Consider the following 13,489-nt stretch of genomic DNA (forward strand, 5'->3'; position numbering starts at 1 on the left):
GCGAACTCCTGTTGCTTGACGCTAAGCATACAGTAGTTCGCGCGGGCCTTCAAATGCCTGTAAATTCAAAGTGAGACAGTGCCAACTTTTTCCCGGGCGGCTTTTCTTCTGCGGCTGTCTCAGGCATGGTACCGGCCATGCTCACACGTTCTGCAACTTCCGGCGGCGAAGCCCGCCTGCGCTACGGCGATAATGACTATGACATCCTGTCGCCGGGCAGTTTCGTCGCCTGCGCCGTGACCGGTAGACCGATTCCCCTCAGCGCGCTGCGCTATTGGAGCGTTGACCTGCAGGAAGCCTACTGGGACGCGGAAGCCGCCGCACAGCGCCTGACGCCGCCCCTGACCCCGCCCAGGGGCTGAGCGGTTGACGCGTGCCATTGCGCGGGCTGTGGGCGCGTGGATTGACGGTGCGATTGCGGCTGCGCCGGCCGGGCATACGCCGCTACTGATGCTGTCAGGCCCGCAAGGGGCGGGCAAGTCCACCGCCCTGGCCGAAGCGATCGCGGCGCTGGTCCGGCCAGTCGCGGGCCTCAGTCTCGATGATGTGTATCTCACCCGTGCCGAGCGAGGCCTGCTCGCGGTGCAGGTGAGCCCCCTGTTCCAGACGCGCGGTCCGCCGGGGACGCATGATCTTGTGCTGCTGGCGCAAACCCTCGCGGCGCTGCGCAGCGCAGGCGACGACGCGCAAACGCCCCTGCCGGTATTCAACAAGCTCGCCGATGACCGTGCGTCGCCAGAAGCGTGGCGCCGGTTTGCGGGCCGGCCCGCCGCCATCGTCGTGGAGGGCTGGATGATGGGCGCCCTGCCCGATGCGGCCGCGCCCGATGCCGCGGCGCTGAATGCGGTCGAGGCGTCCGACATCGACGGGGCATGGCGCCGGTATCAGGAGGCGGCACTCGCGGGCAGCTATGCAGACTTGTGGGACCGCGCAGACAGCTTCTGTCATCTCGCTGCACCGGACTTCGCATGCGTCGCGGGCTGGCGCCTGCAGCAGGAGGCCGCGCTATGGGCGGGCCGCGGCGAAGTGATGCCGGCGGAGCGGCGCGACTGGGTATTGCGGTTCATCCAGCACTATGAGCGCCTCACGCGGCGCATGATCGCGGGCGGGCGGCGGGCGGGCGCAGTGATCGAGATCGACGCGGCGCGCAACGTCAAGGCCGTTTCGGGCTTCTAGCGGCTTCGCCTAGACCGCTACGCGGGCCTGCGGATTCAACTGCCAGACACGCAGGTTCAACGCCGATGCAATGGTCACCCAGACGAGATAGGGCGCCAGCATCCATGCAGCGGCGGCGCTGAACGGCGCGAACGCCGCCAGGATGCCTACGATCGACACCCAAAGCGTCAGGACGATGCCAAAGGCGAGCCCCATCCGCCGCAGGCCAAAGAACACGGCCGACCAGCTTGCATTGACCACGAGGCTCGCTCCGTAGAGCGCCAGAGCCCAGGCCGCATCCATTCCGCCCGCCAGCCAGACCAGCCAACCCGCGACGGCGTTCAGTACAAAGAGGATCGTCCACACGATCGGAAAGGCGATGTTCGGCGGCGTCCAGGGCGGCTTGGCAAGGCCCGCATACCAGGCGCCGGGCCGGAAGACCGCGCCACTGGAGGCCGCAGCAAAGTTGGCGAGGACGAACCCGCCGAGCGCGGCGAGGTTTTCGGGTGTCAGCATCGTCCGGTGTCCTCTGAGGCCTGCGGCTCCGGTCCATATGGGGCCGCGCCCGGCGCCTGCAAACTTTCCGTGGATGATCGCAACAGTCCGATCAGTTCGGACTGTAGTCCCGGATCAGCCGCTTACCCTGCTCCCACTGGGCTGCCCAGATAATCACGGTCGGCGATGACGCGATATAGGCGTCCTTCACCTTGCCGGAGCCAATGCCCTCGACAATGCTGATCATGTCCGCCGCAATCACCGACAATTCGGTCGGCTGGCCTGCCGCCGACAGACTGTTCTGCGCCGCCACACGGGCGGCATCGGCTGCGATCGCATCAACATAAAAAACTATCCGCGTGTCACCTTCCACAGGCTGGATAAGCGGGTCATCGCCCGGTCCGGTGACATAGAACAACGGAGGACGGGTCGCGTCGCCGTTCACCAGCAAAGCGTTCTCCGCATTCGTCCGCCAGATGATCTCGCCCTTCGCCAGCGAAATCAGTTCGGCCGCGTTGACCAGGCGGCCCTCTGCTCGGTCCGCCAGCCCGGCCTTCACCGCTGTGCGCGCCGCATCGTTTGCATCCAGGAAGGCCACGACGACCTGCTGCTCGCCGCCCTCCGGCGTCTTCACGACTTCCATCATCGATGCCCCGGTCGCCGGATCGGTGGGAATCACAACAAACAGGCCTCCCATCGCATCCTGCAAGGCTTTCAGCCCCGGTACTTCGTCGGCCACCGCGAACGGCGCGGCGGCCAGCATCATCAGGGCAGCGGCTGTTTTTCGCATCATCAGATCCACCTGTTTAATCCAACCGGCAGCGTACCGGGCATCGAGGCCGCGTCCATAGGCCGGAATCAGTGGATCTCAATACGTCTCGGTAATGTCCGGCATGGGAGCCAACTGGTCATCGATCGCCGATTTGACTGGCTCCGGCCAGTCATCTCCCGTGCCGACACAGTCCCGTTTGAAGCCGGTGTCGGTCTCGTCCACACTGTCCGGCGTCTTCGGATCGCTGGTCAACGACACTTCCCAATCAAACTGGCAGGCGCGCGAAGCAAAGCTGCGCGTGCACACGGCTGCGGGCTCCGGATAGTCCTCATGTGCTTCGCCAAAGGTGCATTCATAGCCCGCCTCGGCCAGCTGCGCGATCGTGGCGGCACGACCTGCGCGGTGGGCGATGCGGCTGAATTCCTTTGCCATCGAAGCCTGCAGCTCGGCGCCGGGCTCGTGCTGCCAGGTATGTTGCTGGTGCAGCTCGGTCACCGTCTTCGGTCCCGAAGCCTCGTGCGCGCATGCGCCGAGTCCTGCCGCCAGAACCACCACCCAGATCGCCTTCATGACTGTCTCCACTTTGCCTGTTGAAGCTCCACCTGAATTGCGGCGAGACTAGGGAATAGTCAGCAGAGATTGAAAGGCAAATCCTGCAAGCCCGCCCGCGAGGGCTCCCGTCAGCACATCTGCCAGGCTATGCCTCGCCAGGTAAATCCGCGACCAGCCAATCAGGCATCCAATCGCGAGTCCGCATCCGACAAGGCGCAGATCCGGCCAGAACAGGCTCGCCGCAAAAAAGGCGAAGCTCACATGCAACGAGAGTTTCAGCCAACGCGACGCAAGGACTGCAAGGCAAACCAGCCCTGCTGCGACAGATAAACCTGCAGAAAGCGCCTCAGGCTGGTCGCTCCACACACTCCAGGCTGCTGCGACAGCCAGCACCGGCAGGAGGAACAGGTTCAACTGGCTGCGTTCCGCGGGCACGGACGCATCGGTGTCTGCCCATTTTCCGCGGCGGACCTGAAGCAGCGCGAACGCAGACACTGAGGCGGCAACGATCCCGGCGGCAACAAGTACTGTGCTGGCCATTTCCGGCGAGCGCCCATCAGAGACCGCGGCGAGCGCCGACGCAAGCGGCATAAGGATCGCGGGATGTCCCGTCAGTGATAATCCGTGTGCAACCGTTGTGCGGCTCATGGGATAAGCAGCGTTGCCCCGGTCGTGGTACCGCTCTCGAGCGCGCGGTGCGCTTCGGCGGCGTCCTTGAGCGCAAACCTCTGACCGATATCGGCATTCAGCACGCCTTTCTCGACCAGCGAAAACAGGCGCTTTGAAGCCCGCGCCAGAGAGGCCGGAGTGTCGGTGAAGTTGAACAATGTCGGCCGTGTCATCACCAGCGAGCCGCCAGCGGCCAGCCGTCCCGGCGCGATCGGGTCTGCTGCGCCGGACGCGTTGCCATAGGTGATGAACCAGCCACGCGGACGCAGGCTGGCGAGCGAAGCCTCCGCTGAAATCCTGCCGACGCTGTCATAGACCACGTCGACGCCCTTCCCGCCCGTCAGCTCACGGACTTTCTGCGCCACGTTGTCATAGCCAGTCACCACGTCATCCGCGCCGAGCGCCTTTGCGCGCTCCGCCTTTGCCGCGCTGGAGGTGACCGCGATCACCCGCGCGCCAATGTGCTTCGCCCAAGGTGTCAGAAGCGAGCCGACCCCGCCGACCGGCGCCCAGACGAGTGCCGTCTCGTCCTTCTGCAGCGGGCGGATTTCCTCCAGCAGCATCCAGGCGGTCATGCCCTTCAACAGGATCGCGGCGGCCTCCTCATCGCTGATGCCCGCCGGCAATGGCACAACGCCGGCGGCTGGCCCGGTATAATGCGTCGCGTAGGTGCTGCGCCCGGTATAGGCGACCCGGTCGCCCGGTCCGACATGCTCGACGCCTTCGCCCACATCCTCGACGATACCCGCGCCTTCCGATCCAGGAACAAAGGGCAGCGGCAACTTGTAGAGGCCCGTGCGATGATAGGTGTCGATGAAGTTTACCCCGACCGCTGTCTGGCGCACCAGCACCTCGCCCGGCCCCGGCTCGCGGGGCGCGAGCGCCTCCACCTTAAGTACGTCCGGACCGCCCGTCTCGTGCATCCGGATCGCGTAAGAATTAGGATGGGTCATTGCCTATTTCCCTGTAAACTTTGCCGGCCGCTTCTCGAGGAAGGAGGCCACGCCTTCCTTGTGGTCGGCAGACTTGAAGCACGCCGACATTGTGGCGACGTGTTCCTTCATGTGCTCCGGCAACTCACGCGCAAGGCCTTGGTAGACGAGGCTCTTCATGTGACGGATGGAGAAGGGCGAAGAAACTAGGTAGCGCTTGGCTTCCGCGATGGCGGCATCCATCAGCGCTTCCGGCGTGACGATCTCGTTGGCATAGCCGATCTCTTTCGCCTCCGCCGCCTCAAGGAAGGCGCCGGAGTAGAGCAGTCGCAGCGCGCGTGAATGACCGATCAGGCGCGGCAGCAGCCAGCTGCCCGCGCCGGTATCCGGCACGAGGCCCCGGTGCGCAAAGTTCCAGGCAAACCGCGCCCGGTTTGTCACAATGCGCACGTCGCACTGGCTGGTGAACTCGGCGCCCATGCCGACGGCATAGCCGTCAATCGCGCCGATCACCGGCTTCGGGCAGGACACCAGCGGCCACCAGACGTCATTCTCGTGCGCCCCACCGCGCACGCCGCGCGTCTCGCCCGGAATGGTGGAGAGGTCTGCCAGGTCGGTGCCGGCGCAGAACGTGCCGCCCGCCCCGGTTACGATCAGTACACGGACGGAATCATCCTGCGCCGCCTCGCGAACCTTGCCGATGAAGGCCGCGAGCATCGCATAGGTCATCGCGTTCTTCTTTTCGGCCCGGTCGATGGTCAGGATGCCGATCCCGTCTTCCCGCCGCTCGAACTTGATATGGTGTGCCGTCATGTATTCCTCCCGTATCTTTTTTCTGCGCCCCGCCCCAGTTCATCGGGGCGGGGCCTTCTGTTCAGCGCGGCGTCAGTGCGCCGTCAGCTTCGACCCCGCACGCTTGCGTGTCTGGATGTTGAGAAGCTCCACGCCCAGCGAGAAGGCGATGGCGAAGTAGAGATACCCGCGCGGAATGTGGAAGCCGAGCCCGTCCGCCACCAGCGCCACGCCGACCAGCAAAATGAAGGCGAGCGCCAACATCTTCGTCGTCGGATGCTCCGCTATGAACTTCGACAGCGGGTCCGCCGCCACCGCCATCACGATGGTCGAGAGCACCACGGCTGCCACCATGACCGCCAGGATGTCGGTCATACCGATCGCAGTGATTACCGAGTCCAGCGAGAAGACGATGTTGATGACGAACAGCTGGATAACCACGCTCGTGAGGGTCGACTTGGCCGTCGTCTCCTCGTGGTGTGTGCCTTCGACCGAGGCATGGATCTCCTGCGTGCCTTTCCAGAGCAGGAACAGGCCGCCCGCAAGCAGGATCAGGTCCTTGATCGTGATCTCTTCGAAATGGTGTGCCGCTTGTGCATCGCCGCCCGCCACGAACATCGCCAGTTCGTGCGGCAGGATGAATAGCGCCTCCTTATCCAGCCCGATGATAACGAAGATCAGCGACAGCATGATGATGCGCAGCCCCATCGCGCCCCAGATACCGATCTGGGTGGCGCGCTTGCGCTCTGCGCCCTGCAGCTTGCCGGTCGCGATGGAGATGAACAGTAGGTTGTCGATCCCCAGCACAACCTCCAGGAAGGTCAGCGTCGCGAGGGATCCCCAGAAGGCGGGAGAGGCGAGAAGTTCGGCCATGGGTGTCGCCTTTGTTTTTGGAGATCTGGCGCTGAGTGAAGCCTGCGCCGCGATTTTCGGCAAGGCCTTCCCTTCGGGAGCGTCTTGCGCGCATGCCTGCCCTGCAGCAGCATCAGGCGATCCACGGGAGAGCTCCATGCCAGAATTCCGCAACATCGACGCTGGCGCCGCGCAGATCCGCGTCGCCATTGAAGGCTCCGGCCCGCTTGTGCTGATGGTCCACGGCTTCCCCGAAAGCTGGTATTCGTGGCGCCACCAGATCGCCCCCATCGCCGCCGCCGGCTTTACGGCCGCCGCAATGGACGTGCGCGGCTATGGCGGCTCCTCCCGCCTGCCGGATGTCGCGGACTACCGCATGGAAGCCCTCATCGGTGACATCATCGGTGTAGGCGGCGCGCTCTCGCCGGATGCGCCCTTCACCCTCATCGGCCATGACTGGGGTGCGCCGCAGGTCTGGAACACGGCCCTGACGCGGCCGGACCGGATCGCTGCCGTCGCCGCCCTCTCCGTGCCCTTCTACGGCGCCCCCGAATTTTCCTTCGACGATGTCATCAAGCGCGTCTTTGACGACCGTGACCGTTTCTTCTACCAGTCCTATTTCCGCAATCCAGGCCGCGCCGAAGCCGACCTCGAAGCAGACCTTCGCCGCTTCCTCGCCGGCTTCTACTACTCGATCTCCGGCGATGCGAAGGAGGGCGAATGGAAGCTCGGCCTGCCGTCCAGCGCGACCCTCATGGACACCCTTACCGTGCCTGCCGCAATGCCCGGCTGGATGACCGAAGCCGACCTCACCTATTACGAAAACGAGTTCCGCGCCTCCGGCCTCTTCGGCCCGATCAGCCGCTACCGCAACCATACGCGCGACTTCGACTACCTCTCCGCCTTCCGCGGCCGGACGATCGCCCAGCCCGCCTGCTTCGTCGCCGGCGACAAGGACCCTGCCTTCAACGGCTTCGGCATGGTGACGGACCCCATCGGCAAGATGCGTCCGGCCGTGCCGAACCTGGAATTGGCCGTCGTCCTGCCCGGCTGCGGCCACTGGACCCAGCAGGAACGTCCCGCCGAGGTCAACGCCGCACTCGTTGCCTGGCTCACAAGCCTGAAGGGGCGCGTCGTCTAGGCGCGCAAAATCGCTCTATCTATTTTCCGGCGGCCCTGATTAGCTGCGCCCATCTTTGGGGAGACGAATCCATGTTCCGCACACTTGCTGCCGCTGTCCTGTCCGCTGTGCTGGCCCTGCCCGCGCTGGCCGACGAAGTCTGGACCCTGCCCAGCGGCAATCAGGTCACCTATCTCAGCGATGAAGGCGACACCGCCGTCCTCGGCTACACACCCGTTATGGGCGTCGAGCAGTCCTTCATCTTCGTGCCCGGTCTCGGCGGCAACTACGATAATCGCGGCACCTTCACCGGCTACTGGGTCGAGCCCACCTATGTCGGCAAGACCTGCCCAGCCGCTCTCGTCGCGCCCGGCGGCGTCGTCTGGGATCGCTGGGGGATCGTGGAACTGAAGTTCCAGAAAAAGGGCTTCCCGTCCAAGATCACGATGAAACGCGGCGACTGCTTTGCGCAGCCCACCGAGAAGATTGTCCTCAAACCGGTCGTTGGCGCGGGCCTTCAATAGACCGCTCGCGGATTAAAGCGCTGACACCCCGCTTGCCCCCGCACAGGGAGGAGCGCGCGGCCTTATCCTACCGTGTCTGCCCGCCATCCACTGCCAGTACCGCGCCGTTCACGAAGCTTGCCCGCTCGGACAGAAGGTAAGCTGCCGCATCGCCGATCTCGCGCGGCTGACCGAAGCGCTTCATCGGAACCTCGCGCTTGATCCAGCGCCACCAGTTATCTGCACGCGGACCGGTCGACTGTTTCTCCCAGTTGTTGCCGGGGAAGATGATATTGCCGGGCGCGATTGTATTGACACGGACTTTCGTCTCGGCCGCAAAGCGCGCCGTACTGGTCGAGAGGTGGTTCACTGCCGCTTTGGTTGCGCCATAGTCGAGCGGCGTGCCGAGCGCGGCGAGGCCTGCGATGGAGCTGATGAACAGGAAACTGCCGCCGCCATTCTTCGCCATGCGCGGAATAGCGCCGCGCGCGAGGCGGAAGGCGGAGTTGAGGTTCTGGTCGAGCCCCGCCTGCCATTCGTCGTCGCTCACATTCAGACCGAGCGGCGAAGGCGACAGGCCCACATTTGCCACTGCCCCGGTGATCGGCCCGAACTCGGTCTCGCACGCCGCGAGCGCCGCCTCGATGGGCGCGGTCTGCGTCAGGTCGCCTGCAAAGCTCCAGACCTTGTCCTTGCCGAAACGCTTTGCAAAATCCGCACGCGTCTCTTCCAGGGATTCCGCGCCCCGCGCCGTCAGCGCGACCTTTGCGCCCTCTTCCAGCAGCACTTCGGCAATCCCGTGGCCGATGCCGCGGCTAGCGCCCGCGATGAAGATCACCTTGTCCTTCAGTCCCAGATCCATAACCGTTCCTCCGTTTTGGCCATGCTGGCGCCCTCCGCAGCGAAAGGCCAGACTTTACCCCGCGCCAAGCCGCTCAGGCGTGCTGCGCGGCGGCCGCCTTTGCCTCTGCCGCGATCTGCCGCCTCAGCGCCGGCGGCGTCAGCACTTCGGCTTCGCTGCCTAGCCCCAGCCATTGCAGCCGAGCAAAGCGCGAGGCTTCAAGCGGTATCCGCGCCCGCTGCCAGCCGGGCTTCGTGTGTGCGCCTGCGCCTCTCTCGAAGGCCGCCGCGGCGCGCGGGTTCACATCGCGCAGCCAGGTCAGCCCCAGCGGCGACAACGCCACATCCGCCGTCTCGGTGACGAGGCTCGCCTCGAAAGCCTTGGCGGACTTTGCCCAGTAGCGCGCCAGATTGAACTTCGCCGGACGCCTGAACCCGCCTTGAGTCACGTGCAACGCGTCAATATTCGCTACGCGGTAGGTGCGTATCGCGCGGCCATCGCGCGCCACGAGATACCAGGTGCCCGCCTTCAGCACGAGGCCGAGCGGATCGAGGCGGCGCGATACCGGCGCTTTCCAGCTGCGATAATCAATTTCGATGCGGCGCGCCTGCCAAACGGCTTCTGCCAGCGGGCTGAGCCAGCGCGCAGCAGCGTCCGTCGCGTACCAGTTCTCCGTATCCAGATGAAAGCGCGATGCTGTGCGGTCGGCCTGGGCGGCGGCGTCCGGTGGCAGGCTGGCGAGCAGCTTCAGCCGCGCCTCGGCAAGCTCACCGCCAATGCCCAGCGCCTCGGCCGCCTGTCCCGCGCCTGCCAGCATCAGCGCGTCCGCCTGCGCGGGCGTCATGCCGGTCAGCTGGGTGCGATAGTTGCCGGCCAGCTGGAAGCCGCCGCTGCGTCCACGTTCACCGTAGACTGGAACACCCGCCGCGCTCAGCTGGTCGATGTCGCGGTAGATCGTGCGCACCGAGACTTCGAATTCCTCGGCCAGCGTCTCGGCGCTGACGCGCCCGCGCAGCTGCAGCAGCATCAGGATCGACAAGAGACGGCTCGCCTGCATTTTTTTCGCGCCCGCGTTAAATCCTGACATTCTATGTCAGTTTATGCCGTGTATGCCCGTCCCATGCAATCCGGAGCTGCCGCCATGTGGGCCATCCTGCCTGCTCTTGCTTTCCTCTGCCTTGCGGCCCTGCACGTAGTGCCGGCCCTTGCTGCCGTGCGCCCGGCGCTGATCACCGTGCTCTACGCAGTGCCATCGCATGACGCCGCGTTTGCCCTGCTGCACCACCGCGCCGCGCTGTTTGCCGGCGTCTGCGCCCTCTGCCTCTGGGCCGCCTTTGATCCTGCGGCTCGCCCGGCCGCCGCAATCCTTGCGGCCATCAGCATGGTGAGCTTCGTGTGGATCTATCAGTCCGCCGGCCAGCCGCCCCACCTGCGCACCATTGCCCTTGCAGACCTTGCCGGCCTGCCCGCCCTCGGCTTCGCGATTTGGTCCGCCTTCCGGCCGGAGGCCCGCGCATGACACCCGACCGCCGCCAGGCCCTCGCCCTCCTCTTCGCGGCGCTTGCCGCCGCAGCCTGCACCCACACAGACAAAGGAACCCCTCCGATGACGGACATTCCCACGGGCCAGCCCGGCCAATTCGACTTCCTGCAAGGCGAATGGAAGATCACACATCGCCGCCTGCCATCCCCCGGCGCCCAATGGGACACGTTCGAAGGCGAAGCGTCCTGCTGGACCATCCTGAGCGGCGCCGGCAGCGTCGAGGAGCTGCGCATCCCCGCCCGCGATTTTTCGGGCATGGGCCTGCGCCTGCTGGACCAGGACAAGAAGGTCTGGAACGACCTCTGGGTCAACGCCAAGAGCGGCGTCCTCCTTGGGCCCGGCACGTCCGGCGGCTTTGCCAGCGGCGCCGGCATCTTTGACGCCGCCGAAACCGTGGACGGAAAGACCTTCATCTATCGCGGCGTCTGGGACGAAATCACGCCAACGTCCTGCCGCTGGCGCCAAATGGCCTCCGACGACGGCGGCGCCACCTGGACCGAAAACTGGCTCATGCACTGGACCCGCGTCGCCGCGCTCCCGGTGCGTCAGCCCGTCAGCGGCTGAAGGTCCGGCGCCAGCCATGCGCGCCGGGCCTCGGGCGACATCAGCCGATCCTTCGTCCAGTGCGCAAGGATCCAGCCGGATTGGCCGCACGGGCCTGCCATCAGCGATGCGAGCACATCGCTCAGAGGCGCGTCTCCGGCCGCCGAGAGCGCCCGCGAAGCTATAAGCAACGAGGCCTGCGTGATCGTCTCGTGGTAGCCTTCTGTATCGGTATTCCGTCCGCCTACGGACTCGTTATATTGCCGGATTAGCCCCGGCATTTCAGCCCGCGCCGCCGCTTCGCCGCGGTGCCGCACCAGCCAGAGCGCCGCCGCAAAATGCGCAGCATGCGTCCAGCCTGCCTTCGGCAAGCTACAGGCCAGAAAGCCGCGCACGGTCTCGTCAATCTCGTCATCAGTCATCGGTGTCATTTCAAATCCGTTCAGGATACGGAAAGCAAAAAGCCCGCCTCGGGGGCCGGGCGGGCAGCGGCTCATTGAGGAGAGCGGGGAATCAGCGTCCCTGTCGCTCGCGCCCACGCGCCGGCGCCGCCGCCTGGCGGATCTGTTTCTGCTTGAGAGGCGCGCACTGGATCATCATGGCGGGCTGGATAATCCCGCCGTCTGCGACGGTCAATGCTGCCGCGATCTGGCCATCCGGCCCGACTCCCGTCTAGACTCAGGCTATGCGCGTCTCCCTCCTCACCTGCGGCGTCGATGAAGCCGGCCGGGGCCCTTGGGCCGGGCCCGTCACTGCCGCCGCCGTGATCCTCGACCCTGCACGCGCCATCCCCGGCCTCACCGATTCCAAAAAACTCAGCGAGGCTGCGCGCGACCGCCTCGCCCCGGAAATCCGCGCGCGCGCCCTCGCCTGGGCCGTCGCCGAAGCCAGCCCCGAGGAGATCGACCGCCTCAACATCCGCGAGGCCACCTTCCTTGCCATGACGCGCGCCATCGCCGCACTCTCCCGCGCGCCCGCCGAAATCCTCATCGACGGCAACGCACTGCCGAAGGCGCTGCCCGCCCCCGCCCGCGCCGTCGTCAAGGGCGACCTCACCGAGCCCGCCATCTCCGCCGCCTCGATCCTCGCGAAAACCCACCGCGACGCGCAGATGAAAGCCTTCTGCACCCAGCATCCCGGCTACGGCTTCAGCCAGCACAAGGGCTACGGCACTGCCGCCCATGCGCAGGCCCTCGCCCGCCTCGGACCCTGCATCCTCCACCGGATGAGTTTCGCCCCGGTCAGGTCGGTGCGCGAAGCCATGTCCTCAGGGCCGCTTCCCCGGACGGCGTGAACTGGATCACCCGCGTACCCGCCACGCGCTTCGCCCACTTGCGCTCGAACATCCGTACAAGGAGCGCCGCGCCGACCTGCCCCGCCAGGTGATGGCGCCGCATGCTCCAATCGAGACAGTCCTTGCACACCGGCCGCCGCGATCTTGCAAGCCCGTCTTCCGTCACACCGATCTCGCCGAGCCGCGCCCAGCCTGCCTTGCTTACGCCCAGCACGCCGCTGCGACGCACCAGAACGCCGTCCTCCATCAGCCTGTCATAAGACAGCACACCCAGTTCGCCTGCCAGGTGATCGTAACAGATGCGCGCCTTGCGCAGCGCCGGGTCGCGTGGCCCCGTCCGCGTGCGTGTGCCGGTACGCCCTTCCGAAACCCCTAGCAGCGCCTCCAGCGCCTGCGCCACATCCGCGCCGCCCAGCCGGTAGTAATGATGCCGCCCCTGCACCTCGCGCGCAACCAGCGCGCCATCAAGCAGCCGCGCCAGGTGCGAGCTGGCCGTCTGCTTGGTGATCCCGGCCTGCGAGGCAAGCTCGCCCGCCGTCAGCGCCCGCCCGTCCAGCATTGCCAGCAACATGTTGCTGCGCGCCGGATCACCTATCAGCGCAGCTATCCGCGAGATGTCAGGTCCATCCTTCATGGTTCGACGCTAATCGAACCATTGCGCGCAGACAAGCCGCTACAAGGCCGCCATTCCAACCAAGGACAAACGCCCCATGATCACCTGTTTCATCCGCTACGAAATCGATCCCTTCAAGCAGGACGCCTTCGCCCACTATGCCCGCCATTGGGGCCAGGCGATCCCGCGCTGCGGCGCAGACCTGATCGGCTATTTCGCGCCGCATGAAGGCTCCACGACCACCGCCTACGGCGTCTACACGCTGCCCTCGCTCGCCGCTTACGAAGCCTACAAGGCGCGCCTCGCCGACGATCCCATCGGGCGCGAAAACTACGCTTTCGCCAAACGTGAGCAGTTCCTTCGCCGCGAAGACCGGATCTTCCTGAAGCTCGCCTCCGCTCCCCACGCGCCGTTGGTGCGCGCATGATCGCTGTCATTTTCGAAGCCTTCCCCAATGAGGGACACGCGCAGGACTATTTCGACATCGCTGCTGCCCTGAACCCGCAGCTCGCCCTGATCGACGGCTTCCTATCGATCGAGCGGTTCCAGAGCCTCGCAAATCCGGGCCGCTTCCTCTCCCTTTCCTTCTGGCGCGATGAAGAGGCCATCGCCCAGTGGCGCAATATCCAAGCACACCGTACAGCGCAGGCCGCCGGACGCGCCAGCATCCTCAGCGACTACCGCCTGCGCATCGCCGAAGTCACGCGCGACTATGGCCGCCTCGAGCGGGCCCAGGCCCCCGCCGACAGCCGCGCCGCGATCGGCTGAACAAAGGCCGGACGCCGCGTCAGGGTTTGCCATTGCGCCCGTTCCG

Annotated in this window: 20 protein-coding genes; 9 read left to right on the forward strand and 11 right to left on the reverse strand. The window is 65.7% G+C overall.

Going from position 1 to position 13,489, the window contains the following annotated elements; all coding sequences use genetic code 11:
• Nucleotides 1-137 precede the first annotated feature (137 nt).
• Together Q0C17_RS08405 and Q0C17_RS08410 are read left to right on the forward strand one after the other, a co-directional pair.
• Nucleotides 138-362, forward strand: a complete 225-nt coding sequence (locus Q0C17_RS08405; protein WP_291204341.1) for a DUF2093 domain-containing protein — start codon at nucleotides 138-140, stop codon at nucleotides 360-362.
• A 4-nt stretch (nucleotides 363-366) separates the two neighbouring features.
• Nucleotides 367-1,176 carry a hypothetical protein gene (locus tag Q0C17_RS08410; protein WP_291204343.1) on the forward strand — a complete coding sequence of 270 codons (810 nt, stop codon included), beginning with the start codon at nucleotides 367-369 and terminating at the stop codon, nucleotides 1,174-1,176.
• Between the two features lie 9 nt (nucleotides 1,177-1,185).
• On the opposite strand, the gene Q0C17_RS08415 is transcribed toward Q0C17_RS08410, so the two are convergent.
• The 7 genes from Q0C17_RS08415 to Q0C17_RS08445 form a co-directional block, all read right to left on the reverse strand.
• On the reverse strand, nucleotides 1,186-1,671 hold the full coding sequence (locus Q0C17_RS08415) for a TspO/MBR family protein (protein ID WP_291204345.1): 486 nt from the start codon (nucleotides 1,669-1,671) through the stop codon (nucleotides 1,186-1,188).
• A gap of 91 nt (nucleotides 1,672-1,762) precedes the next feature.
• The gene (locus Q0C17_RS08420; RefSeq protein WP_291204348.1) at nucleotides 1,763-2,443 is read right to left on the reverse strand and encodes a hypothetical protein; all 681 of its coding nucleotides are present in this window, start codon (nucleotides 2,441-2,443) and stop codon (nucleotides 1,763-1,765) included.
• Nucleotides 2,444-2,518: 75 nt separating this feature from the next.
• A complete protein-coding gene (locus Q0C17_RS08425; protein WP_291204351.1) occupies nucleotides 2,519-2,992 on the reverse strand; it encodes a hypothetical protein in 474 nt (157 codons plus the stop codon).
• Between the two features lie 48 nt (nucleotides 2,993-3,040).
• Complete coding sequence (locus Q0C17_RS08430) at nucleotides 3,041-3,622, reverse strand: hypothetical protein (protein WP_291204354.1); 582 nt, start codon at nucleotides 3,620-3,622, stop codon at nucleotides 3,041-3,043.
• Nucleotides 3,619-4,596 carry a quinone oxidoreductase gene (locus Q0C17_RS08435; protein WP_291204357.1) on the reverse strand — a complete coding sequence of 326 codons (978 nt, stop codon included), beginning with the start codon at nucleotides 4,594-4,596 and terminating at the stop codon, nucleotides 3,619-3,621. Before Q0C17_RS08435 ends, Q0C17_RS08430 begins: the two co-directional genes overlap by 4 nt.
• A 3-nt stretch (nucleotides 4,597-4,599) precedes the next feature.
• Nucleotides 4,600-5,388 (reverse strand): enoyl-CoA hydratase/isomerase family protein, encoded by a 789-nt coding sequence (locus tag Q0C17_RS08440; RefSeq protein WP_291204360.1) that lies wholly within the window; start codon nucleotides 5,386-5,388, stop codon nucleotides 4,600-4,602.
• Between the two features lie 72 nt (nucleotides 5,389-5,460).
• Nucleotides 5,461-6,240, reverse strand: a complete 780-nt coding sequence (locus Q0C17_RS08445; RefSeq protein WP_291204363.1) for a TerC family protein — start codon at nucleotides 6,238-6,240, stop codon at nucleotides 5,461-5,463.
• 136 nt (nucleotides 6,241-6,376) lie between these two features.
• On the opposite strand from Q0C17_RS08445, the gene Q0C17_RS08450 reads away from it, so the two are divergent.
• Both Q0C17_RS08450 and Q0C17_RS08455 read left to right on the forward strand, forming a co-directional pair.
• Nucleotides 6,377-7,360, forward strand: a complete 984-nt coding sequence (locus tag Q0C17_RS08450; protein WP_291204366.1) for an alpha/beta fold hydrolase — start codon at nucleotides 6,377-6,379, stop codon at nucleotides 7,358-7,360.
• A 71-nt stretch (nucleotides 7,361-7,431) separates the two neighbouring features.
• The gene (locus Q0C17_RS08455; protein WP_291204369.1) at nucleotides 7,432-7,863 is read left to right on the forward strand and encodes a hypothetical protein; all 432 of its coding nucleotides are present in this window, start codon (nucleotides 7,432-7,434) and stop codon (nucleotides 7,861-7,863) included.
• A 67-nt stretch (nucleotides 7,864-7,930) separates the two neighbouring features.
• On the opposite strand, the gene Q0C17_RS08460 is transcribed toward Q0C17_RS08455, so the two are convergent.
• Together Q0C17_RS08460 and Q0C17_RS08465 are read right to left on the reverse strand one after the other, a co-directional pair.
• Entirely contained in the window at nucleotides 7,931-8,704 is a 774-nt protein-coding gene (locus Q0C17_RS08460) for an SDR family NAD(P)-dependent oxidoreductase (protein ID WP_291204371.1), read from the reverse strand.
• A gap of 73 nt (nucleotides 8,705-8,777) precedes the next feature.
• Nucleotides 8,778-9,770 carry a WYL domain-containing protein gene (locus Q0C17_RS08465; protein ID WP_291204374.1) on the reverse strand — a complete coding sequence of 331 codons (993 nt, stop codon included), beginning with the start codon at nucleotides 9,768-9,770 and terminating at the stop codon, nucleotides 8,778-8,780.
• A 54-nt stretch (nucleotides 9,771-9,824) separates the two neighbouring features.
• Between Q0C17_RS08465 and Q0C17_RS08470 the strand changes: the two genes are divergently transcribed.
• Nucleotides 9,825-10,202 carry a hypothetical protein gene (locus tag Q0C17_RS08470; RefSeq protein WP_291204377.1) on the forward strand — a complete coding sequence of 126 codons (378 nt, stop codon included), beginning with the start codon at nucleotides 9,825-9,827 and terminating at the stop codon, nucleotides 10,200-10,202.
• A complete protein-coding gene (locus Q0C17_RS08475; RefSeq protein WP_291204380.1) occupies nucleotides 10,199-10,789 on the forward strand; it encodes a hypothetical protein in 591 nt (196 codons plus the stop codon). Before Q0C17_RS08470 ends, Q0C17_RS08475 begins: the two co-directional genes overlap by 4 nt.
• On the opposite strand, the gene Q0C17_RS08480 is transcribed toward Q0C17_RS08475, so the two are convergent.
• Complete coding sequence (locus Q0C17_RS08480) at nucleotides 10,771-11,190, reverse strand: hypothetical protein (protein ID WP_366914792.1); 420 nt, start codon at nucleotides 11,188-11,190, stop codon at nucleotides 10,771-10,773. The genes Q0C17_RS08475 and Q0C17_RS08480 overlap by 19 nt on opposite strands.
• 263 nt (nucleotides 11,191-11,453) lie before the next feature.
• On the opposite strand from Q0C17_RS08480, the gene rnhB reads away from it, so the two are divergent.
• Nucleotides 11,454-12,062: a ribonuclease HII gene (gene rnhB, locus Q0C17_RS08485; protein WP_291204385.1), complete on the forward strand. Its 609-nt coding sequence runs from the start codon at nucleotides 11,454-11,456 to the stop codon at nucleotides 12,060-12,062.
• On the opposite strand, the gene Q0C17_RS08490 is transcribed toward rnhB, so the two are convergent.
• Nucleotides 12,010-12,696, reverse strand: a complete 687-nt coding sequence (locus tag Q0C17_RS08490; protein ID WP_291204388.1) for a winged helix-turn-helix domain-containing protein — start codon at nucleotides 12,694-12,696, stop codon at nucleotides 12,010-12,012. The genes rnhB and Q0C17_RS08490 overlap by 53 nt on opposite strands.
• Nucleotides 12,697-12,772: 76 nt before the next feature.
• Here Q0C17_RS08490 and Q0C17_RS08495 point away from each other — a divergent pair, with 76 nt between their 5' ends.
• On the forward strand, nucleotides 12,773-13,102 hold the full coding sequence (locus Q0C17_RS08495; protein WP_291204391.1) for an NIPSNAP family protein: 330 nt from the start codon (nucleotides 12,773-12,775) through the stop codon (nucleotides 13,100-13,102).
• Nucleotides 13,099-13,443 carry an antibiotic biosynthesis monooxygenase gene (locus Q0C17_RS08500; protein WP_291204393.1) on the forward strand — a complete coding sequence of 115 codons (345 nt, stop codon included), beginning with the start codon at nucleotides 13,099-13,101 and terminating at the stop codon, nucleotides 13,441-13,443. Before Q0C17_RS08495 ends, Q0C17_RS08500 begins: the two co-directional genes overlap by 4 nt.
• Nucleotides 13,444-13,489 lie beyond the last annotated feature (46 nt).

It is taken from the genome of Hyphomonas sp. (assembly GCF_022844445.1).
Lineage (GTDB): Bacteria > Pseudomonadota > Alphaproteobacteria > Caulobacterales > Hyphomonadaceae > Hyphomonas.